At 73.7% G+C, this 19,994-nt stretch carries 17 protein-coding genes; 14 read left to right on the forward strand and 3 right to left on the reverse strand.

Going from position 1 to position 19,994, the window contains the following annotated elements:
* Positions 1 to 502 precede the first annotated feature (502 nt).
* The 10 genes from sbnA (at position 503) to sbnB (ending at position 13,661) form a co-directional block, all read left to right on the forward strand.
* Positions 503 to 1,546: a 2,3-diaminopropionate biosynthesis protein SbnA gene (sbnA, locus tag HNP84_RS25610; protein ID WP_221336734.1), complete on the forward strand. Its 1,044-nt coding sequence runs from the start codon at positions 503 to 505 to the stop codon at positions 1,544 to 1,546.
* A 62-nt stretch (positions 1,547 to 1,608) separates the two neighbouring features.
* Positions 1,609 to 2,322, forward strand: coding sequence for a thioesterase II family protein (locus HNP84_RS25615; RefSeq protein ID WP_185052450.1), 714 nt, complete (start codon positions 1,609 to 1,611; stop codon positions 2,320 to 2,322).
* Entirely contained in the window at positions 2,313 to 3,137 is an 825-nt protein-coding gene (locus HNP84_RS25620; RefSeq protein WP_185052451.1) for a mycofactocin-coupled SDR family oxidoreductase, read from the forward strand. Before HNP84_RS25615 ends, HNP84_RS25620 begins: the two co-directional genes overlap by 10 nt.
* Before the next feature lie 22 nt (positions 3,138 to 3,159).
* Positions 3,160 to 5,808 carry a non-ribosomal peptide synthetase gene (locus tag HNP84_RS25625; protein ID WP_185052452.1) on the forward strand — a complete coding sequence of 883 codons (2,649 nt, stop codon included), beginning with the start codon at positions 3,160 to 3,162 and terminating at the stop codon, positions 5,806 to 5,808.
* The gene (locus HNP84_RS25630; protein WP_185052453.1) at positions 5,805 to 6,947 is read left to right on the forward strand and encodes a hypothetical protein; all 1,143 of its coding nucleotides are present in this window, start codon (positions 5,805 to 5,807) and stop codon (positions 6,945 to 6,947) included. Before HNP84_RS25625 ends, HNP84_RS25630 begins: the two co-directional genes overlap by 4 nt.
* Positions 6,948 to 6,969: 22 nt before the next feature.
* Positions 6,970 to 8,745, forward strand: a complete 1,776-nt coding sequence (locus tag HNP84_RS25635) for a GH3 family acyl-acid amido synthetase (RefSeq protein ID WP_185052454.1) — start codon at positions 6,970 to 6,972, stop codon at positions 8,743 to 8,745.
* The gene (locus tag HNP84_RS25640; protein WP_185052455.1) at positions 8,738 to 11,149 is read left to right on the forward strand and encodes a hydroxymethylglutaryl-coenzyme A reductase family protein; all 2,412 of its coding nucleotides are present in this window, start codon (positions 8,738 to 8,740) and stop codon (positions 11,147 to 11,149) included. Before HNP84_RS25635 ends, HNP84_RS25640 begins: the two co-directional genes overlap by 8 nt.
* Entirely contained in the window at positions 11,130 to 11,969 is an 840-nt protein-coding gene (locus HNP84_RS25645) for a hypothetical protein (RefSeq protein ID WP_185052456.1), read from the forward strand. The genes HNP84_RS25640 and HNP84_RS25645 overlap by 20 nt, the downstream gene beginning before the upstream one ends.
* A complete protein-coding gene (locus HNP84_RS25650) occupies positions 11,950 to 12,636 on the forward strand; it encodes a DUF6182 family protein (RefSeq protein ID WP_185052457.1) in 687 nt (228 codons plus the stop codon). The genes HNP84_RS25645 and HNP84_RS25650 overlap by 20 nt, the downstream gene beginning before the upstream one ends.
* Before the next feature lie 26 nt (positions 12,637 to 12,662).
* Positions 12,663 to 13,661 carry a 2,3-diaminopropionate biosynthesis protein SbnB gene (sbnB, locus tag HNP84_RS25655; protein WP_185052458.1) on the forward strand — a complete coding sequence of 333 codons (999 nt, stop codon included), beginning with the start codon at positions 12,663 to 12,665 and terminating at the stop codon, positions 13,659 to 13,661.
* Positions 13,662 to 13,829: 168 nt separating this feature from the next.
* Here sbnB and HNP84_RS25660 read toward each other — a convergent pair whose 3' ends face one another.
* The 3 genes from HNP84_RS25660 to HNP84_RS25670 form a co-directional block, all read right to left on the reverse strand.
* The gene (locus HNP84_RS25660; RefSeq protein WP_221336735.1) at positions 13,830 to 14,006 is read right to left on the reverse strand and encodes a dihydrofolate reductase family protein; all 177 of its coding nucleotides are present in this window, start codon (positions 14,004 to 14,006) and stop codon (positions 13,830 to 13,832) included.
* Between the two features lie 70 nt (positions 14,007 to 14,076).
* The gene (locus HNP84_RS25665) at positions 14,077 to 14,898 is read right to left on the reverse strand and encodes an MOSC domain-containing protein (RefSeq protein WP_185052459.1); all 822 of its coding nucleotides are present in this window, start codon (positions 14,896 to 14,898) and stop codon (positions 14,077 to 14,079) included.
* A 108-nt stretch (positions 14,899 to 15,006) separates the two neighbouring features.
* Positions 15,007 to 15,627 (reverse strand): GntR family transcriptional regulator, encoded by a 621-nt coding sequence (locus HNP84_RS25670; RefSeq protein WP_221336736.1) that lies wholly within the window; start codon positions 15,625 to 15,627, stop codon positions 15,007 to 15,009.
* Positions 15,628 to 15,982: 355 nt separating this feature from the next.
* Here HNP84_RS25670 and HNP84_RS25675 point away from each other — a divergent pair, with 355 nt between their 5' ends.
* The 4 genes from HNP84_RS25675 to HNP84_RS25690 all read left to right on the forward strand — a co-directional run bounded on the left by HNP84_RS25675 (position 15,983) and on the right by HNP84_RS25690 (position 19,898).
* Positions 15,983 to 17,119, forward strand: coding sequence for a mandelate racemase/muconate lactonizing enzyme family protein (locus HNP84_RS25675; protein WP_185052460.1), 1,137 nt, complete (start codon positions 15,983 to 15,985; stop codon positions 17,117 to 17,119).
* Between the two features lie 89 nt (positions 17,120 to 17,208).
* Entirely contained in the window at positions 17,209 to 18,663 is a 1,455-nt protein-coding gene (locus tag HNP84_RS25680) for a sugar porter family MFS transporter (protein WP_185052461.1), read from the forward strand.
* 42 nt (positions 18,664 to 18,705) lie between these two features.
* A complete protein-coding gene (locus HNP84_RS25685) occupies positions 18,706 to 19,485 on the forward strand; it encodes an SDR family NAD(P)-dependent oxidoreductase (RefSeq protein WP_221336737.1) in 780 nt (259 codons plus the stop codon).
* 29 nt (positions 19,486 to 19,514) lie between these two features.
* Positions 19,515 to 19,898, forward strand: coding sequence for a sensory rhodopsin transducer (locus tag HNP84_RS25690; protein ID WP_185052462.1), 384 nt, complete (start codon positions 19,515 to 19,517; stop codon positions 19,896 to 19,898).
* Positions 19,899 to 19,994: the final 96 nt, after the last annotated feature.

Genomic DNA, 19,994 nt, shown 5'->3' on the forward strand with positions numbered 1-19,994 from the left:
TTCAACAAGGTCTACAGGCGAACGAAATCCAGGTGAAATGCCGGTTACTTCGGCGGTGCAGGTGTCAGGGCAGCCGAGACGGCGCGGAGCGGAATCGCCCGCGGGATCTCGGGAACCGAGGCCCAAAGGGCCGGAGACCTGCGAATCTCACTCACCGTGCACAACCCCCGTCGGCTCCTGGTGAAATCGCGGCGTTATCAGACTTGCACCGGCCTCCGGCGAGTGTCAAGCGGGTATGTCGATTGTGGCGCCTGTGATGCGGCCCGGTCACCGGGCCCTCTTGACAGGTCGAAACGGTCCATGCTTCAGTTTGGGACCGCAATCACGCATAGGGTCCACAGTGAACCGCCCGGCCATGAAGTGACATCGGTCACACCCGACGAATAACCGGCATCGGCCAGGGCCGGACGACCGCATCTGCGAACGTTTTCGGACGTGCGATTCGACATACCCGAAGTAGGGGGGGCTTATGGGAGTCGATAATTCATTACTGGCACGCGTGATGGATCTGGGCGAGGCACTTCCGGAGACCCCGGTGATCCGGCTGCTCCATCCCCGGCTCGACCTGTTCTGCAAACTGGAGTACTGCAACATCCACGGCAGTTCCAAGGACCGGTCCGCCTACTGGATCCTGCGCCGGGCGATCGAGCGCGGCGATGTGACCGAGAAGACCACCGTCATCGAGTCCTCCTCGGGCAACTTCGCGCTGTCGATGGCGTCCTTCTGCCGCCTGCTGGGCCTGACGTTCGTCCCGGTCATCGACCCCAACACCAACCCGGCCACGGAGATGCAGCTACGGCTGCTGTGCGAGCGGGTCGAGAAGGTGACCGAGGCCGACGGGGCGGGCGGCTACCTGCAGGTACGGCTCGCCCGCATCCGCCGGCTCCTCACCGAGCTGCCCGCGGCGTACTGGCCCAACCAGTACGCCAACGCCGACGCGCGCCAGGCCCACGAGCGGCTGACCGGCGCCGAGCTGTGCCGCGCCCTGGAGCGCCTGGACTACCTGTTCGTGGGCGTGAGCACGGCGGGCACGATCGCCGGGCTCTCCAGGCAGGCCAAACGCGCCTTTCCCGGCGTTCGCGTGGTCGCCGTGGATTCGGCGGGATCGGCCATCTTCGGAAATCCGCCGCGGCGGCGGAGAATTCCGGGGCTGGGCTCCAGCATCGTGCCGCCGTTGCTCGATTCGGCGCTCATCGACGAAGTCGTCATCGTCGAGGAGGCGGACGCGGTCGCCGGGTGCCATCGTTTGCTCTCGGAGCACGGAATTTTCGCCGGCGGTTCGACGGGCAGTGTTTACGCGGCCATCACCCGTTATTTCGCCGATTACGAAGACTTCACCGTTCCTGAAAGCTTCACGGATACTCGAAGCTTCGCCGCGGCGGAACGCCTGACCGATCCTGGAAGCTTTCAGGGTCCCGCATCCGGGCGCCCCGCGGTGGCCTTTATCTGTGCGGATCGGGGTGTCGCCTACGCCGACACGCTCTACAACCCGGAATGGGTCCGCGACGCCCTCGGCGCGGAGAGCGGAATGATCGCCGGCGTCTGAGGGCGGCGCACGGTCAATTGAGCCCGGCTCACATTCGGAATGCGCGACGAAAGGGCCTGTCCATGTCCACTCCAGTCCTCTGCCTGCCCTTCGCGGGAGCGGGGGCGAGTTTCTTCCACCCCTGGTGCCGGCTCGGCGTGCCCGGCGTCGAGGTGGTGCCGGTCCAGCTTCCCGGCCGCGAGCGCCGCCTCGCCGAGCCGCCGTACCGCGACGTCCACGAGGCGGCCGACGGCCTGCTCCCCGGAGTCCTCGCGTCGGTCTCCGGCGCGGAGAAGGTCGCCCTGTTCGGGCACAGCCTGGGCGCGGTCCTGGCCTACGAGCTGGCGCGGCGGCTGAGCGCCGAGGGCGCGGTCCCCGTGGCGCGGCTGTTCGTCAGCGGCAGCCCCGGCCCGTGGACGCAGCGCGAGCGGCGGGCCACCGGACTGGACGACGACGCGTTCCTCGCCCGCGTCAAGGAGTTCGCCGGGTACCGGCACGAGGCGTTCGACGAGCCCGAGATGCGCGAGCTGCTGCTGCCCACGCTGCGGGCGGACGTGGAGATGCACGAGAACTACCGCCCGGTGAGCCGGGAGCCGATCGCGGTTCCCGTCACGGCCATCCGGGGCGGTGACGACACGCTGGTGACGGCCGGGGACGTCGCGCAGTGGCGCGAGGCCACCCGCCTCGACTTCGCCACCGCCGAGCTGCCCGGCGGCCACATGTACCTGACCGACGGCGCCCGGCCGCTGCTGGAGCTGATCGCCGGCTCGCTGGAGGCGACGGCCCTGTGCGTCTGAGCGGCAAGACGGCGCTGATCACGGGCGCGGCCCGCGGCCTGGGCCGGGCGTGCGCGCTCCGCTTCGCCGAGGAGGGGGCGGACCTGGCCCTGTTCGACCTGGGCGGCGACATCGACGAGGTGCCCTACCCGCTGGGCGGGGCCGACCAGCTCGAACACACCGCGGAGCTGTGCCGCAAGCTGGGCGCCGCCGTGGTCACGGCCACCGGCGACATCCGCTCGCAGGAGAGCGTGGCGCGGGCCGTGGAGGCGGCCACCGACCGCTTCGGCCGGATCGACGTGCTGGTCAACAACGCCGGGATCGTCGCGCCCTCGGGCAAGGACCTGCACGAGGTGGACGAGCGCGAGTGGGCGGTGATGCTCGACGTCAACCTCACCGGCGCCTGGCGCATGACCAAGGCGGTGGTGCCCGGCATGCTGCCCCGGCGGAGCGGGAGCATCATCAACGTCGCCTCCACCGCCGGGCTGGTCGGCTACCGGCGCTTCGCCGGATACGTCGCCTCCAAGCACGGGCTGATCGGCCTCACCCGGGCGGCGGCGCTCGACTACGCCCCGCTGAAGATCCGGGTCAACGCCATCTGCCCGGGTTCCGTGCGCGACGACCCGCTCGTGGACGGGCGGATGCTCGTGGAGATCGCGCGGGCGCTCGACGTGCCCGTCCAGGAGCACGAGGGGACGTTCGCCCAGGGCCAGCCGGCGAACGAGCTGGTCGAGCCGGACGACATCGCCGCCGCCGCGCTGTGGCTGGCCGGCGACGACTCGCGGCGGGTGACCGGAGCGGTGATCACGGTGGACGGCGGCTACACCGTCCGGTGACGGATCTTCGAGGAGACATCCGATGTCCAACAGTGCTGCCGGGGACCTCGCCCGGATGTGCCACGGCATCGCCGTGCGCCTGCCGCGCATGCCGGAGATGGAGGAGGTCCGCGCGAACCTGGCGCGAGCGGCCGGCCAGGTGCCCGCCCTGAAGAGCCTGCGGGTGTGGGCCGAGCCCGTCGCGTTCCCCGCCGGCGACGCGCGGTCCGCCCGGCGCCGCGCCACGGAGCTGCGCCGGGCGCCGGCGCCTGAAGGGCCGGGGCTGCGCGCGGTGTTCCTGGAATACGCGGACGGCCCGGCCGAGCTCGTGATCGTGGCCCACCGCGCGGTGCTCACGCGGGACGGCCTGCGCGGGCTGGCCGGCGTGCTCACGGGCTCCGGCGGCCCGGCCGGGGAGCCGCCCACCCCCGCCGGCCCGCCCGCCCCCGCCCAGGACGCCGGCGCGCGTACGCCGGCCTGGGGGCTGGGAGACCCGGCACGGGCCGGGCGGCACTCCGCGGTGGCGCTGGGGCCCGTGCGGGCGTCCGGCGAGGAGCTGGTCCGGGCGGCGTCCCTGGTGCTGTCCCGCTACACCGGCGGCGAGGACGACGCCGTCGGCGTGCTCCGCGACGACGACGCCGAGGCGGAGCGGGCCTGCGTGGGCGTGGTGCTGAGCGAGCGCCGCGCGGGCGAGGAGTACGAGCCGTGCGCCGCGCCGTACTTCCCCCTGACCCTGTGGGCCGAGCGGCAGGAGGACGGCACGCTGCGCGGCGAGTGCCGGTTCGACGAGGACGCGGTGGCCCCCGAGATCGCCTCCCGGTTCGCCCGGCAGGTGGCCCGCGCCGCGGAACGGCTCGCGGCGGGGCTGCCCGGCGCGGTGGAGCCGGACGCGGAGGAGATCGCGGAGCTGCTGGCCGTGGGCGCGGGCGCGCCGCTCGCCGGCCACGCCCCCACCACGATCCACGCCGCGTTCGAGAAGGTGGCCGCGGCGCGGCCCGGCGCGGTGGCCTACACCGGCGAGGACGCCACGCTGGACTACGCCGAGCTGGACCGCCGGGCCGAGCGGCGCGCGCGGGCGCTGCGCGGGCTCGGAGCGGGTCCCGGCGAGCTGGTCGGGGTGTGCCTGGAGCGGGGGGCCGACCTGGTCGTCACGCTGCTGGCCGTGCTCAAGTCGGGCGCGGCCTACCTGCCGATGGACGTCCGGCATCCGCGTGAGCGGCTGCGCGCCACCGTCGAGGACGCGGGGGCCCGGATCGTCGTCGCCGAGGACTTCCCGCCGGCGGAGGGCCGCACGCTGGTCCGCCCCGCCGACCTGGACGCCGCCCCCGAGGCCGGGCACGCCGACGGGCCGCAGGCGTCCCCGGACGACCCCGCCTACGTCATCTTCACCTCCGGTTCCACCGGCCGCCCGAAGGGCGTGGTGATCCCGCACCGCAACGTCCCCGCCCTCCTCGCCGCCGTCGCGGACGACATGCGGCTCGGCCCCGAGGACGTGTGGACCTGGTTCCACTCCGCCGCCTTCGACTTCTCGGTGTGGGAGATCTGGGGCTGCCTGCTGACCGGGGGCCGCCTGGTCATGACGCCGTACTGGGTCTCGCGGGCGCCGCACGAGTTCCACCGGCTCCTCGCCGAGCAGCGGGTGACCGTGCTCAGCCAGACCCCCTCGGCCTTCGCCCAGCTCATCCACGCCGACGCGGGGACCTCGGCGGACCTGGCGGTGCGGCTGGTGATCCTGGGCGGCGAGCCACTGGACGTGCGGATACTCAAGGAATGGTTCGCCGACCATCCGCCCGCGCGCTGCCGCGTGGTCAACATGTTCGGCATCACCGAGACGACCGTGCACGTCACCGCCCAGACGGTCACGGCGCGGGAGATGGTCGAGCGGTCCCGCTCGGTCGGCGGGGCGCTGCCGGGCTGGACCGTCTCGGTCCGCGACCCCGAGGGCCGGCCGGTGCCGTTCGGGGCGGCGGGCGAGATCTACGTCGGCGGCGCGGGCGTGGCGCTGGGCTACCTGAACCGCCCGGAGCTGACGGCCGAGCGGTTCGTGGACGACCCGTACGGCGGCGGGCGGCTGTACCGCAGCGGCGACCGCGGGCGCCTGCGCCCGGACGGGCGGCTCGACCACCTCGGCCGCCTGGACAACCAGGTGCAGTTGCGCGGCTTCCGCATCGAGCTGGACGAGGTCCGCGCCGCCCTGGTGGAGGACCCGGCCGTGCGGGCGGCGGCGGTGGTGCTGAACGAGGAGGGCGACCCGCGGCTGGACGCGTACGTGGTGCCGGCCGGCCCCGGACCGGCCGTGCCGGCCGAGATCCGCGGCAGGCTCGGCAGGATCCTGCCCGACTACATGATCCCGGGCACGATCACCGTCCTGGACGACCTGCCGCTCACCGTGAACGGCAAGGTGGACACCGCGCGGCTGCCCGCGCCGTCCGCCGGCGCCGCCCTGGTGGAGGAGGAGCCCGCGCCGGCTCGGGGCGAGGGACCGGCCGCCGCGATGCTGGAGATCTGGCGGCGGGCGTTCGGCGCCCCGGTGTCGCTGGACGACGACTTCTTCGAGCTGGGCGGCAACTCGCTGCTGGCCATCCGGATCTCCGCCGCGATGCGCGAGGCCGGGCTGCCCCAGATCACGCTGCGGGACTTCTACCTCAACCCGACCATCAGGGGGCTTGAGGCGGCGATGACCACACGATGACCGAGACCGTGCCACGACCGCCGCGGCTGCTGATCGCCCCCGTCACCATCACGGCCACCAAGCCCCTGCTGCCCACCCACATCAAGGGGTTCCTCTGGGTGGACGTGCTGCTCCGCGCCACCCGGGCGATCGGCGGCGAGGCGGAGTGCCTGTGGAACCCGCGCACGCCGAACCTCACCGGCCAGACGATCCAGTTCTGGGACTACCTTGACCGGGAACTGGGCGATGTCGACTACGAAGGGCTCTCGGCCGACGAGATCGGCAAGCTGTACGTCGAATGCCACGCCTCGGGCCGGGCGCGGCCCCTGAAGGAGCTGCGCCCGCTGGCCGAGCGGGTCGAGCGGGAGGGCTGGACCCACCCCGCCGGCCTGCGGATGTCCCGCGACTGGGCCCGCCACCTGACCCTGCTGGGGGTCAGGAACCCGGACCTGCTGACCGACCGGCCCCAGGGGCTGCCCATCGACGAGGTCGTCGAGCTGCTCGCCCGCCGCCGCCTGTGCCTGGACCACCGCCGCTACGGCGGCCCGGTCTACCTCGACGGGACCCGCTGGGGGATGCCGCTGCGCACGGTGATGGGCGCCGACGGGCACGCCAACTACGTGCTGGTCGCGTTGCGGGACGTCATCTCCCACGCCCCCGGCCACGACCGGGTCCTGCTCGTGCACGACGAGGAGGCCGCGCACGACTTCGCGCTCATCGAACGGGTCCTGCGGGAGCTGGGCACGCCCGCGTCCCGGCTCGCGCTCGGCCGGGTGCCGCTCGGCGGCACGCCGCGGTCCAGCAGGCACAGATCGAGCAGGCACGGGGGCTGGGAGGGGTTCACCATCGAGCGGATCGCCGCGCTGTGCCTGGACCGGTTCGACGAGACGGCCTACCGGCTGGGGATGCGGCTGTACTTCATCGCGATGCTGAAGCGGACCGCCGGGGAGCCGCTCCGGCTCGACCTGCTGCGCCGCGCCCTGCTGCGGGCCGAGCGGCTGGTACGCGCGGCGGGCGACGCGGCCCCCGGCGGCCCCGGCGTCCTGCGCCGGTACGCCACACCGGCCGGATGGGTCAGCCCGTACCGGCTCACCGACGCGCTGTTCGCACGGCGGGACAACCCCGCCCGCGGCGACCTGCTGCGCTCGATCTACCTCTGAGACCTAGCGAACGGGGCTGCACATGGGCACCGACCGATCCCCCGCAGAGCGCGCCGACGCCTACCTGCGGCGGGTGCTGAAGGAGAAGAACGCGCTGCTGAGCGCGCTGGACGCGCCCGCCGCCGCGCAGGCGGCCGTGCTCGGCGAGCTGGTCGCGGCGGCGCGGGACACGGCGTTCGGCCGCGAGCACGGGTTCGCCGGGGTGCGCGACGCGGACGACTACCGCCGGGCGACGCCCATCCGCGGGCACGAGGAGTTCGCGCCCTGGCTGCGGCGCATCGCGGCCGGCGAGCAGGGGGTGCTCACGGCCGAGGAGCCCATGGCCTTCTTCGCCAGCAGCGGCACCACCGGCGCCGAGAAGGAGATCCCCGTCACCCGCGGCTACCTGTTCCGCTGCTTCCTGCCCTTCTACTTCGCCGGGCTGGCGCAGGTGGCCGAACGGCACCGGACCCTGGTCGAGCGGGACGACGCCGTGCTCAACCTGTGGCAGGACCCGCACTCGCCGACCGCCCGCACCGCCTCGGGACGCCCGCACATCGGCCCCAGCCAGCTCGACTACGGGCGGATCGGCGAGGAGCTGGCCGTCGGGCTCGGCAACCGGGCCCCGTGGAGCGACCTGCCGGAGCGGTTCCGGGACTCCGGCCCCTGGGAGCGCACCTACCTGCGGGTGCGGCTCGCGGCGGAGCACGACGTACGCGCGGTCTTCACGGTGAACCCGGCCATCGCGGCGGCGCTGCCGTACCAGCTCCGCCTGTGGTGGCCGCGCATGGTGAAGGAGATCCACGACGGCACGCTGGGCGGGGTGCCGTTCCGCGAGCCGAACCCGGCGCGTGCCAAGGAGCTGGAGGAGATCGCGGCACGGCGCGGCACGCTGCGCCCGGGTGACGTGTGGCCCCGGCTGGAGGTGCTGCTCACCTGGACCACCTATGTCGCCCGGCTGTACCTGCCCGGCCTGCTGTCCGACTACGGGCCGGGCGCGCGACTGCTCCCGGCCCCGATCGGGTCCTCAGAGGGGCCGCTTGCGGTCCCGATCGGGGGCTCGAAGGGGCCGCTTGCGGTCCCGATCGGGGGCTCGAAGGGGCCGCTTGCGGTCCCGGCCGGGGGCTCGAAGGGGCCGCTTGCGGTCCCGGCCGACGGTTATCCGACGGGCGGCCCGCTGATGCTGACCTCCTGCTTCTACGAGTTCGTCCCGGCGGAGGAGGACATCGACCCCACCGGGCCCACCCTGCTCGCGCACGAGCTGGAGGACGGCCGCGAGTACCACGTGGTGCTCTCCCACGCCGGGGGCCTGTACCGGTGCGCGACCCGGGACGTCGTCAGGGTCGCCGGCTTCGCCGGCGCGACCCCCCGGATCGAGTACTCCTGCCGGTACGGCGTGCTCTCCGCGGCCGGGGAGCGGCTGCGCGAGTCGCAGGTCCTGCGGGCGACGGCCGCCGCCGCGACCGCGACCGGCACGGCCCCGGCGAACCTGATGGTCCGGGTGTCCCCCGAGCCGGACGGCCCGCCCGCCCACGAGGCGGCCGTCGCCTTCCGCGACCGGCCCCCGGCCCCCGACCTGGCCGCGTTCGCCCGCGCCCTGGACGCCGAGCTGGGCCGGGAGTCGCCCGGCTACGCGCGGGCGCGGAAGGACGGCGCGCTGGCCGCGCCCCGGCTGCGCCCGGTGCCGCTCGACGCCTTCTCGGCCGAGTTCCGCCGCCGGGTGGAGGCGGGCGAGCGGCCTCCCCGGGTCAAGGACCGCGTCTTCCCCTCGTCGCCCGGCCTGTGGGCGCGCATCACGGAAGGAGCCGACGATGAGTGAGGTGCCCCAGCCGCCGCCGGAGATGCCGGAGATGCCGTATCGCGGCGAGTACACCGAGCGGGCCAGGCGGGCCAGGCTGGGCTGGTTCCGCGCCACGACCGGGGCCGCCCTGCGCTCCCTCGACGCCACCTCGATCGACGCGCGGTCGCTGCCGGGCAACCTGGAGAACTTCGTCGGCTGCGTGGAGGTCCCCGTCGGCCTGGCCGGGCCGATGCTGTTCGCGGGGGAGCACGCCCGCGGCCATGTCACCGCGCCCCTGGCCACCACCGAGGGCGCCCTGGTCGCGTCGGCGGCGCGGGGCGCGCGGGCGATCACCCGCGCGGGCGGCGTGGTCACCCGGGCCGTCGGGCAGCGCATGGTCCGCGCGCCCTTCTTCGAGTTCGCCGGGCTCGGGGAGGCGGCCGAGTTCGCCCACCGGATCACCGGCCACCACGCGGAGCTGGCCGCCGAGGCCGCCCGGGTGTCGGCGCACTCCCGGCTGGTGGAGCTGGACCCGGTGCAGCTCGGCCGTACCGTGCACGTGCGGTTCGTGTACGAGACTGCCGACGCCGGCGGGCAGAACATGACCACCGCAGCCACCTGGCGGGCCTGCCGGTGGATACTCGACCGGCTCTGCGTGCCGCCCGGACCGAGCCCCACCCTGTTCGGGGTCGAGGGGAACCTGAGCGGCGACAAGAAGTTCAGCCACCTGAACATGACCGCGGGCCGCGGCATCCGGGTGATCGCCGAGTGCGTGCTCGACCCGGACACCCTGCGCGCCGTCCTGAAGACCACCCCCGAGGCGATGGACCGGTTCTACCGGATCGGGGTGGTCGCCGCCCAGCACGCCGGGATGCCGGGGTTCGACATCGACGCCGCCAACGTCATCGCGGCGATGTTCGTGGCGACCGGCCAGGACATCGCCAGCGTGTACGAGTCCGGCGCCGCGCAGTTCTCCGTGGACCCCGACGGCGCCGGCCTGCGCGCGACCCTGGTGCTGCCGAACCTGGTGGCCGGGACCGTCGGCGGCGGCACCGGGCTGCCGCACCAGCGCGACTACCTGGAGGCCCTGGGGTGTCGCGGCGACGCCGGGGCGCGCCGCTTCGCCGAGATCGTGTGCGGTTTCGCGCTCGCGCTCGACCTGTCCACGCTGGCCGCCGTCGCCAGTGGCCAGTTCGCCGACGCCCACGAGCGGCTGGGCCGCCCCCGCAGGGTCGCCTGGGCCACCCGCGCCGATCTCGGCGCGCCGCTCCTGCAGCCGCTGCTCGCCGCCTCCCTGGACGCGCCGGACCTGGCCGTCACCGGTGTCACCTGGCCGGAGGAGGCCGCGGGGCCGAGCATCATCACCGACCTCACCGCCCAGGGCGAGCGCCGCAAGCTCCTCGGCGTGCTGCCGGTGCGCGCCTCGTGGGAGGCCGGCGGGCGGAAGGGCACGCTGGATCTGGTGCTCAAGGTCAAGCCCCTGGACCAGGAAGTGATCATCGAGGCGGCCAAGCTGGCCTCGCTGTGCGGCGGGCGCCTCGCCGAGGTCTACCCCCGCTGGCGCGACTGGACCGGGTTCCGGGACCTGCACACCCGCGAGCTCGCCGTCTACCGCTCGCCCGACCCGGCGCTGCGCCGCGTGCTCCCCCGTGCGTACGGCGTGCACGAGGACCCGTCCCGAGAGCTGTACGTCCTGGTCATGGAGCGGCTCGGCCCGGACGTGATCCTCAAGGACACCGCCGAGGACCCCGGGCTCTGGGAACCCGGGCACGTCGCGGCGGCCGTACGCGGGCTCGCCGCCGTGCACGCCGCCTGGCTCGGCCGGGAGGCCGACCTGCTCGGCTCCGGGCTGGTGGGACAGTGCCAGACCGCGGCGCGCATGGCCGCCATGCGCGAGCTGTGGCACGCGCTGCTGGAGCACAACCGTACCGAGCACCCGAGCCTGCTGGACGAGACCGCCGCCCGGAGGCTGCGCCGGGTCATCGACGACATCCCCGTGTGGTGGGCGCGGATCGAGGCGATGCCGCGCACCCTGGTGCACGGCGACTTCAACCCGCGCAACATCGCCCTGCGCGCCGGCGACCTGAGCCTGGTCGCCTACGACTGGGAGCTGGCGACCCTGCACGTCCCCCAGCGCGACCTGGTGGACCTGCTCGCCTACGTGCTGCCCGGCGACGCCGGGGAGCACGAGGTGGCGGAGCTGGTCGCCCTGCACCGCCAGGCGGTCGTGGCCGCGGGCGGCGCGGCGCCCGACGCCGCCGTCTGGCGGGAGGGGTTCCGGCTGGCCCTGTGGGACTTCGCCGTGACCCGGCTGCAGCTCTACCTGATGGCGCACACCCACCGCGAGCTGCCGTTCCTGAGGCATGTCGTGCCCACCGTCCTGCGCCTGCTGGAGATCGAGGACCATGCCGGGGAGGCCGTAGGTGTCCGCTCACCCGCCTAGCCCGATCCGCCGTGTCGCCCTGGTCGGCATCGACGGGTCGGGGAAGTCCACCCTCGCCCGCCTGCTCGCCGGCGGTCCGTCCGGCGAGCAGGCGGGCGAGGGCCGGGCCGTGCTGTCCTGCCTGCGCGCCCACGAGAACCCCGACGGCCCGCTGCACCGCCTGTCGCGCCACCTGGACCTCCTGTCCCGGGAGGCGGACCGGCTGGGCGGCCCGGACCTGAAGCTCGCCGTGCTGTACCTGCAGATGTGCACGTACGCGGTCACCGAGCGCTTCTTCACCGGCGAGCTGGGGGCGCGGGTCGTCATCAGCGAGCGGCATCCGGTGATCGACGGGCTCGCCTACCTGCCCCTCTACCGCCGCGCCATCGCCGGCGTCGCCGGCCCGGACCGGCCCGAGCAGGTGCGCAAGCAGCTCGCCGGGCTCGACCAGGAGGCCGTGGCCGCGGCGCTGGCCTGGTGCGAGACGCTGGGCCGGCGCCTCGGTCGGGTCCCGGACCTCGCCACGGTGGCCGGGGAGCTGGTGGCGCTGCTGGACCTGCCGCCCGGCGACCGCGCCACCGCGCTGGCCGCACGCCTCGGCACGCCGCTGCCCGACATCGCGGTCTTCCTCGACATCGACGTCGCCGAGGCGCTGCGCCGCGTCCGCGCCCGGGACGGGGCGCCGGAACTGCACGAGCGGCACGGCTCCCTCGCCCGCATCCGGGAGGGGTACGAAGCGGCGCTCGCGGCGCTGGGACCGGTGCGGGTGCACCGGATCGCGGCCGGCGGAGCGTCCCCGGCCGAGCTGAGGGCGGAACTCGATGCGCTCATCCCCGGCTGAGGCCGCCGTGCTCACCCAGTCCGACCTGCGCGCCCGGTTCGACGAGCGGATCGGCCGGGCCGTGCGCCTGCTGCCCCCCGGCGGCGGCGACCCGGGCTTCGGCGCGGTCGCGGTGGTGCGCGACGCCGCCCCGGAGACGTTCATCCGGTCGGCGGTCGCGTTCGCGCGCCGGGCCGCCGCCGGGACCGCGGGGCCGCTCTGGTACGGCAACTTCACCCGGACCGTCTTCCTGGCCGGGGACCCGCGCAACCTCGCCGTCCGCCACCCGCCGGACGTCGTGGCGCCGGACGGGGCGATCGCCTGGTACGGCCCCGGCCGGCTCGCCGGGCACGCCACCCTGCGGCGGATGCTGCGCCCGTTCGCCGGGACGACCCCGGTGACCGGTGCGGGCGCCCTGCGCGTGCCGCTGGGCGGCGGCGGCACGAGAACGGCGTACGTGCACGTCGCGACCGCCGGGCTGACGCTGCGGGACTACCTGGTGCACGTCAACCACCTGCTGGCGGAGGCCGTGCTGGACGGGCTGCTCGCGGACGTCGCCGCCCTGGTCGTCCGGCACGCGCCCCGGCTCCCGGCACCCCCCGGCCGCCACGACGCCGTACGCGTCGCGCCCGACCCGTCGGCCCCCGGCCTGCTACGCGCCCACGCCTGCCTCACCGTCGCCAGTTGACCCCGAACCGATCAAGGAGTCGCCCGATGGAATTCACCATGGTCCCCGGCCCGGTCGTGCACGAGATCCTGCGCCAGAACCGGGCGCCCGTCATCGACCTGGTCCGCCGTACCTACGAGCAGCACAAGGCCGGTGAGACGATCAACCCCAACAGCTACTTCCTCCGCTTCCCCGACAAGCCGGACGCCCGGATCATCGCCCTGCCCGCCTTCCTGGGCGGCGACACGCAACTCGCCGGGATCAAGTGGATCTCCAGCTTCCCCGCCAACACGGCCGCCGGGCTGCCCCGGGCGTCGGCGGTGCTCATCCTCAACGACTACCGGACCGGCTACCCGGTGGCCTGCCTGGAGGCGGCGACCATCAGCTCGGCCCGCACCGCCGCGTCGGCCGCCGTCGCCGCGACCGCGCTGCGGCCGGCCGGCTACGAGGGCACCACCGTCTCGGTGATCGGCGCGGGCGTCATCGCCCGCAACGTCTGCGACTACCTCCACGCCGCCGGCGTACGGCCGGACGGCTACCTGGTGCACGACCTGCACGAGGAGTCCGGTGACGCGCTCGTCGGCCACCTGCGCCGGGAGCTGGGCGCCGACGCGTCCTTCACCCCGGACCTGGACGCCGCGCTGGCAGCCGGCACGGTCGTGTTCACCACCACCGCGAGCGTCCCGTACGTGCACACGCCGTTCAAGCCAGGACAGGTCGTGCTCAACATCTCGTTGCGCGACATCTCCCCCGAGGTGATCTGCGAGTCGGCCAACATCCTCGACGACGTGGACCACTGCCTGAACGCCAACACCTCTCCCCACCTGGCCGAGCAGGCCACCGGCAACCGCGACTTCATAACCGGCACCCTGGCCGACGTCCTGGACGGCACGGTCGCCCTGGGCGGCGACCGTCCGGTGATCTTCTCGCCGTTCGGCCTCGGCGTCCTCGATATCGCGGTGGGAGCGTACGCGCTGGAGCAGGCCCGCCAGGCGGGCACCGCCGTGGCCGTCCCCGGCTTCTTCGCCGAAACGCGCCGCTGGTAGCCGACGGCGAGGCGGCGGTGCACGCCGCGAGGAGGGCCCGCCGGCCACCGGCTGCTATCTCGCCGCGGCCCCGGGCGGGCTCGGGCGCCGGCGAAGCCGTTCCGTGACGGGGGCCGCCCGCAGGCGGTCCCCCTACCGGCATGTGCCCCGCGCACTCGCTCGGATCGGTCATCGGCGTACCCGGTAGCGCAGGTGGAGCACCCGGTTGCCCTGGATCACCACATCGGGGTCCTCCAGCAGGTGCTGTGTGCCGACCGATCCGAAGTAGCGCTTGCCGGCCCCGAACACCACGGGCACGACGTCCATGGCGACCTCGTCCACGAGCCCCGCGGGCGGTCGCGGCACACTATGGACACGTACTGCACGCGTCACAGCATCGCCGATGCGCGCAGGGCCCGCCAGGCCGCCGTACGCGTCAGCCCGGCCGCTCCCTGGCGGTCCAGCCTGGCCGGACTTCGTCGCCGACTCTCAGCTCGCCGAGGTTCCTGGGCACCAGGCGGATGCCGAACCAGGTCTTCCCGTCCCAGCGGCGGTGTCTGGCCAGGGTTCTCAGGGGTTCCGCGCCGCGCTCCTGAGTGGCCGGGTCCCAGACGGTGGCGACGCAGCGGTCGCACAACTCCGAGACCCGGAAGTCGATCTCGCCGATGCGGACCGACGTCCAGGCGTCCTCCGCGAAGGGTTCCGCGCCGTCGATGACGGCGTTGGGCCGGAAGCGGGCGATGTCGAGGGGGTCCAGGGGGTGCTCCTGGCGTTCCATGGCGCCTTCGGCGATCCAGTCGTCCAGGCGCCGGAGCGAGCTCCGGGAGACGAGCAGGAGGGGCCCGTCCCAGAGGCCGCCCTGTTCCCCGGTGATGGCCCGGTCTCCGGGGTCGTCCAGCCGGACGAGGCGGGCGGGCTTGCCGAGCAGGCGGGTGAACCATTCATGCGCGTCGGCGTGGGCGAGCACGGCTCCTCGGGGGAGGGCGGAGGAACCCATGGGGATCCAGTCGCCGGTGGCCGGGGGGACCTTGAGTTCGCCCATGCCCTTCGCCGACACGCGGAGGCCGCCTTCGGGGGTCTCGACGGCCGAAACCGAGAGGAGCCGGGGGTGTTCGCCCCCCCAGATCACCTCTCCCATCGGGTCCACCACGGCCCAGCGGCGGTCCCCTTCCAGGCCCCAGGGGAGGACTTGGGCGGATGGACGGGGAATGCCTTTGGTGGACTTGATGGGGTAGGTGCGGATCTCCGCTAGCTCCATTCCCCAAGGATAGGAGAAAGCGCTCTCTTCGGGTATGGGAGCGCGCCCACGGACGAGCCGGCCGGCACCCAGGCGTGGTTCTCGCGGGAAGGCGACGGTTCCCGCCCCTCAGGCGGGGGCGTTCGGCGGCGGGTCGTCGCCGAGATAGGTCTCGATGTGCTCCATGGCGGCGCGGTCCACCTCCTCGGCCGTGCCCGACCGCAACGCGTCGAGCAGCGCCCGGTGTTGCCTGGGGATCTCCTGCGGGGACGCGTGCGAGGGGGCGTCCCGGACGAAGTAGGCGCGCACGCGGGGCTGGATCGTGCGCCAGATCTGCAGCGCCTGGGTGTGCCCGCTCGCGGCGATGACGGCCTCGTGGAACGCCACGTCGAGGTCCGCCAGGCGCTCGGGGGGCGCCCCGCTGGCGGCGGCGTCGGCCATCTGCTCGACCAGCCGTTCGAGACGGGCGAGCAGTTCGGGCGGGCGGCTCTCGGCGATCTCGCGGAACGCGAAGCGCTCGATGGTCAGCCGGATCGGCACCAGCACCTCGCGCACCTCGCGCTGGGAGATCCCGGCGACCTCGGCGCCCCGGTAGGGGTGGGTCACCACCAGCCCTTCCTGCTCCAGGATCATGATCGCCTCTCGGACGGGGCCGCGGCTGACTCCGGAGCGGGCCGACAGTTCTCGCTCGACCAGGCGGTCGCCCGGCTTCATCTCGCCGGACGCGATGGCCTGCCGGAGCCAGTTCAAGATCCACTCCCGCCGTGACGCCGGTGGCGTCGATGTCGGCATCGAGCTCGTCACGTGCTTCCCATCCCTGGACGCGGGGCCCGCCGGGTGCGGGCGTCGAGCCCCTACGATAGCCGATCCAGATGGCAGATGGTTGACCATCTGCCATCCGCCGGATTATGGTCCACATCACCTCCCCGGCCCTTCGGCCGAAGAGCGACCGGGGAGAGGCCCGGCTCATCCCGAGCCGCGCCATCGACGCACATCCTTTAGAAGGGCCCGGCACCCGGCCATCAGGGGCCGTCCGCTCACCGACCATCCACCGGCGCGGCCCGAGCCGCCGCTCCGGAGCCCTTCCCGAACGAATCAGGAACCCATGAAGATCCGTGACATCCGTGCAGCCGGCCTGCGGGGCGCCACCCCGGCGGGCGGGTGGCAGGAGGAACTCACCAGCGACGACGTCGTCCACACCCTGGTCGCGGTGCACACCGACGAGGGGCCCATCGGCATCGGCAGCGTGTTCACCAGCGAGGCGCTGGTCCGCGGCGCCCTTGAGGTGCTGCGCCCGCTGCTGATCGGCGAGGAGGCGACGGAGCCGGAGCGGGTGTCGGAGCGCCTGCACCGGGCCACGTTCTGGCTGGGCCGCGGCGGGACGGTCACGCACACGATCAGCGGGATCGACATCGCGCTGTGGGACGTGCTCGGCCAGGTCACCGGCCAGCCCGTCGGCCGCCTGCTGGGCGGTCGGTACCGCGAGCGCGTCCGCCCGTACGCGTCCCTCCTGATGGACCGGCCGGAGGTCCTGGCCGAACGGCTGGGGCGTCTGGCCGCACAGGGCTGGACGGCCTTCAAGATCGGCTGGGGCCCCTTCGGGCGGGTCGGCGAGGACCTGGACGAGCGGATCGTCGCCGCCGCCCGCGAGGCCGTGGGGCCCGGCGCCATGCTCATGGTGGACGCGGGCGGCAGCGACAGCGCCTGGTCGAACGGCTACAAGTGGGCGCTGCGCACCGCCCGGATGCTCGACCGTTACGGCGTCGCCTGGTTCGAGGAGCCGCTCGGCCCCGACGCTCTGGACGACTACGTGCACCTGCGCCGGGAGGCCCCGGTGGCGATCTCGGGCGGGGAGGTGCTGACCAGACGGCAGAGCTTCCACCCCTGGCTGGAGGCCGGGGCCTTCGACATCGTCCAGCCGGACGTGACGAAGGTCGGCGGCCTGAGCGAACAGCGCCGCATCGGGTGGGCGGCCCAGGACCACGGGGTGCGGCTCATCCCCCACGGCTGGAACACCGCCGTCGGGCTCGCCGCCGACCTGCAGCTCGCCTCGGCGCTGCCCGGCACCGACCTCGTCGAGTACGTCACCGGATCGCCGTACGTCGACGCCATCACCACCGAGCCCTGGCGGCTCGACGCCGACGGGATGCTCGCCATCCCCGACGCCCCGGGCCTCGGGATCCGCCTCGACCCGGAGGCGCTGGCCCGCTACACCGACGCCGCCGCCCTGCTCCGGCCGTGACCGGCCGGAAGGGGCCGCGGGCCGTACGGCCTGCGGTGGCACCGGCCCTCACTGATCCACCCCGACCGCGCGAGAAGTAAGGAAAGCGTATGTCCGGCCAGCACACGGCTGCCGCCGTTCCCGGCTCCACGACCGGCGGATCGCCCCGCCGGGTGGTCGTCATATCCGCCGCGGGGGCCGTCGGCGGCTTCCTCTTCGGCTTCGACACGGCCGTCATCAACGGCGCCGTGGACGCCATCACGGAGAACTTCCGGCTCAGCTCGGTCGGTCTCGGCGTGGTCGTGGCCATCACCCTGTTCGGCGCCGCCACCGGAGCACTGCTGGCCGGCTGGATGGCCGACCGCATCGGGAGAACCAGGGTCATGGGGGTCGCCGCCCTCGTCTTCGTCGTCTCCGCGATCGGGTGCGGGCTGTCCTCGGGCTTCTGGGATCTGACGGCATGGCGCCTGCTGACCGGGATCGCCGTCGGGTACGCCACGGTCCTCGGCCCGCTCTACATCTCCGAGATCGCCCCCGCCTCCATCCGCGGCAGGCTCTCCTCGCTCCAGCAGATGGCGATCGTCCTGGGGATCTTCGCCGCGCTCCTGTCCGACTCCCTCATCGCCGCCGTGCTCGGCGGAGCGGACGCCGAGCTGTTCCTGGGACTCCCGGCATGGCGGTGGATGTTCATCGCCGGGGTGGTCCCGGCGCTCCTGTACGGGATCCTCTCCCTCCGGATCCCCGAGTCGCCGCGCTACCTGGCCGCCCGTGGCCGCCGGGAGGAGGCGGTACGCGTGCTGGCCGGCCTGCACGGGATCCCCCTCGACCAGGCCGGGCAGGACGTCGATCGCATGGACGCCACCGTTCGCCGCGAGCGCCGTCCCCGATTCCGGGACCTGCTCTCCCGCCGGACCGGGCTGCTCCCGATCGTCTGGGTCGGCGCCGGCATCGCCGCCCTCCAGGCCCTGGTCGGCATCGACGTGATCTTCTACTACTCCAGCTCCCTGTGGAAGTCGGTGGGATTCGGCGAATCCGCCTCCTTCGGCCTGTCCGTCCTGAGCTCGGTCGTCAACGTGGTGGCGACGATCGCCGCGATCGTGCTCATCGACCGGGTCGGCCGCCGCCGCCTGCTGCTCGCCGGCTCGGCCGGCATGGCGGCCAGCCTCGTCCTGGTGAGCGTGGGGTTCTCCATGTCCGTCACGGCCGGCGGGGAGCTGACGCTCCCCGGAGCGTGGGGGCCGCTGACCCTGATCGGCGCGAACGCGTTCGTGGTGTGCTTCGCCGTCTCCTGGGGCCCGGTCGTGTGGGTGCTGCTGGGAGAGATGTTCCCCAACGCCATCCGGGGGGTCGCGCTCGCGCTGGCGGCGTCGGTCAACTGGTTCTCCGGTGTGGCGCTCAACCTCTCCTTCCCGGCCATGCGCGAGGTCTCCCTGCCCGGAAGCTACGCGGTGTACGCGGTCATGGCGGTGCTGTCCTGGCTCCTGGTCTACTTCGGCGTGCCCGAGACGACCAACCGCGAGCTCGAGGACATGGACGGCGAGGTCCAGCGGGTCACCCACCCCTGACCGGGCATGTCCCACCCGCACACCCTTCCATCCGAAAGACAGATGACGATGCGCAACGACATCACGTTGGTCACCGGCGCGGGCTCCGGCATCGGGCGGGCCGTGGCGCTGTCGCAGGCCGCCGCCGGGCGGCCCCTCGCGCTGCTGGACATCGACGGGCCCGCCGTGGCGAGGGCCGCCGCGGAGGCGGAGGAACGCGGGGCCCCGCACGTGCTGGCCGTCACCGCCGACATCTCCTCCGAGGCCGACGTCGCCGACGCCTTCGCGCGGTGCCGCGCCACCCTCGGCGTCCCGACGCGGATCGTCGCCAACGCCGGCGTCGAGATCGCCCGGAAGGCGCACGAGACCACGCTCGCCGAATGGACGCACGTGATCGGGGTGAACCTCACCGGCACCTTCCTCACCTGCCGCGACGCCATCCGGCTCCTGCTGGACGAAGGGCTCTGCGGGTCCGTCGTCTGCGTCTCGTCACCGTCGGCGTTCGTGGGCTTCGCCGGTGGATCCAACAGCGCCTACGGAAGCTCCAAAGGCGGGATCTCCGCGCTGGTCAGGGCCCTGGCCATCGACTACGCGCGATCCGGCATCCGCGTCAACGGCGTCGTCCCCGGCGCCACGGCGACTCCCCTGCTCGACGTCGCCGCGGGCGGGCGCGACGACATCGCGGAGCGCGCGCGGACCCAGATCCCCCTCGGCCGGCTCGCGCGGGCCGAGGAGATCGCCGAGGCCGTGGACTGGCTGCTCGGCCCCAAGTCCAGCTACGTCACCGGCAGCCATCTGCACGTGGACGGCGGTCTGACCGCCCGGGGCGCGAACGACTTCTGACACCCTCCTCCTGATTCGAAAGGAAGCCGATGCGCCCACGCCCGACCGCCCTCGGATCCACGACCTGGGTCGTCGCCGACGGCTACATCCCACCCCGCAGCAACGGGCCCGAGCCGGAGATGACCAGCCACGACAGCATCTGCATGCTGAACTCGGGAGACACCGAGGCCCGGGTCGAGGTGCACGTCTACTTCACCGACCGCGACCCCGCAGGCCCCTTCGTCCTCACCGTCGCCCCGCGGCGGGCCTTCCACCAGCGCGTCAACGACCTCAGGCACCCGGAGCCGATCCCCGCCGGCACCGATTACTGCCTGGTCGTCACCAGCGACGTGCCCATCGTCGTCCAGCACACGCGCCTGGACTCCAGGCAGGAGGCCAACGCGTTGATGAGCACCATCGCCTTCCCCGCCTGAGACCGGGCCGCGCCGCAGGCCATGTGGTCTACGCAGGCGATGAGGTCTACGCAGGCGATGAGGTCTACGCAGGCGATGAGGTCTACGCAGGCGATG

It is taken from the genome of Thermocatellispora tengchongensis (assembly GCF_014202315.1).
GTDB classification, from domain to species: Bacteria; Actinomycetota; Actinomycetes; order Streptosporangiales; family Streptosporangiaceae; genus Thermocatellispora; species Thermocatellispora tengchongensis.

Excerpts from the sequence above, each read along its gene's own strand:
- sbnA (WP_221336734.1), top strand. The coding sequence starts at position 503 with ATGGATCTGGGCGAGGCACTTCCGGAGACCCCGGTGATCCGGCTGCTC.
- HNP84_RS25615 (WP_185052450.1), top strand. The coding sequence starts at position 1,609 with ATGTCCACTCCAGTCCTCTGCCTGCCCTTCGCGGGAGCGGGGGCGAGT.
- HNP84_RS25625 (WP_185052452.1), top strand. The coding sequence starts at position 3,160 with ATGTCCAACAGTGCTGCCGGGGACCTCGCCCGGATGTGCCACGGCATC.
- HNP84_RS25630 (WP_185052453.1), top strand. The coding sequence starts at position 5,805 with ATGACCGAGACCGTGCCACGACCGCCGCGGCTGCTGATCGCCCCCGTC.
- HNP84_RS25635 (WP_185052454.1), top strand. The coding sequence starts at position 6,970 with ATGGGCACCGACCGATCCCCCGCAGAGCGCGCCGACGCCTACCTGCGG.
- HNP84_RS25640 (WP_185052455.1), top strand. The coding sequence starts at position 8,738 with ATGAGTGAGGTGCCCCAGCCGCCGCCGGAGATGCCGGAGATGCCGTAT.
- HNP84_RS25650 (WP_185052457.1), top strand. The coding sequence starts at position 11,950 with ATGCGCTCATCCCCGGCTGAGGCCGCCGTGCTCACCCAGTCCGACCTG.
- sbnB (WP_185052458.1), top strand. The coding sequence starts at position 12,663 with ATGGAATTCACCATGGTCCCCGGCCCGGTCGTGCACGAGATCCTGCGC.
- HNP84_RS25665 (WP_185052459.1), bottom strand. The coding sequence starts at position 14,898 with ATGGAGCTAGCGGAGATCCGCACCTACCCCATCAAGTCCACCAAAGGC.
- HNP84_RS25675 (WP_185052460.1), top strand. The coding sequence starts at position 15,983 with ATGAAGATCCGTGACATCCGTGCAGCCGGCCTGCGGGGCGCCACCCCG.
- HNP84_RS25680 (WP_185052461.1), top strand. The coding sequence starts at position 17,209 with ATGTCCGGCCAGCACACGGCTGCCGCCGTTCCCGGCTCCACGACCGGC.
- HNP84_RS25685 (WP_221336737.1), top strand. The coding sequence starts at position 18,706 with ATGACGATGCGCAACGACATCACGTTGGTCACCGGCGCGGGCTCCGGC.
- HNP84_RS25690 (WP_185052462.1), top strand. The coding sequence starts at position 19,515 with ATGCGCCCACGCCCGACCGCCCTCGGATCCACGACCTGGGTCGTCGCC.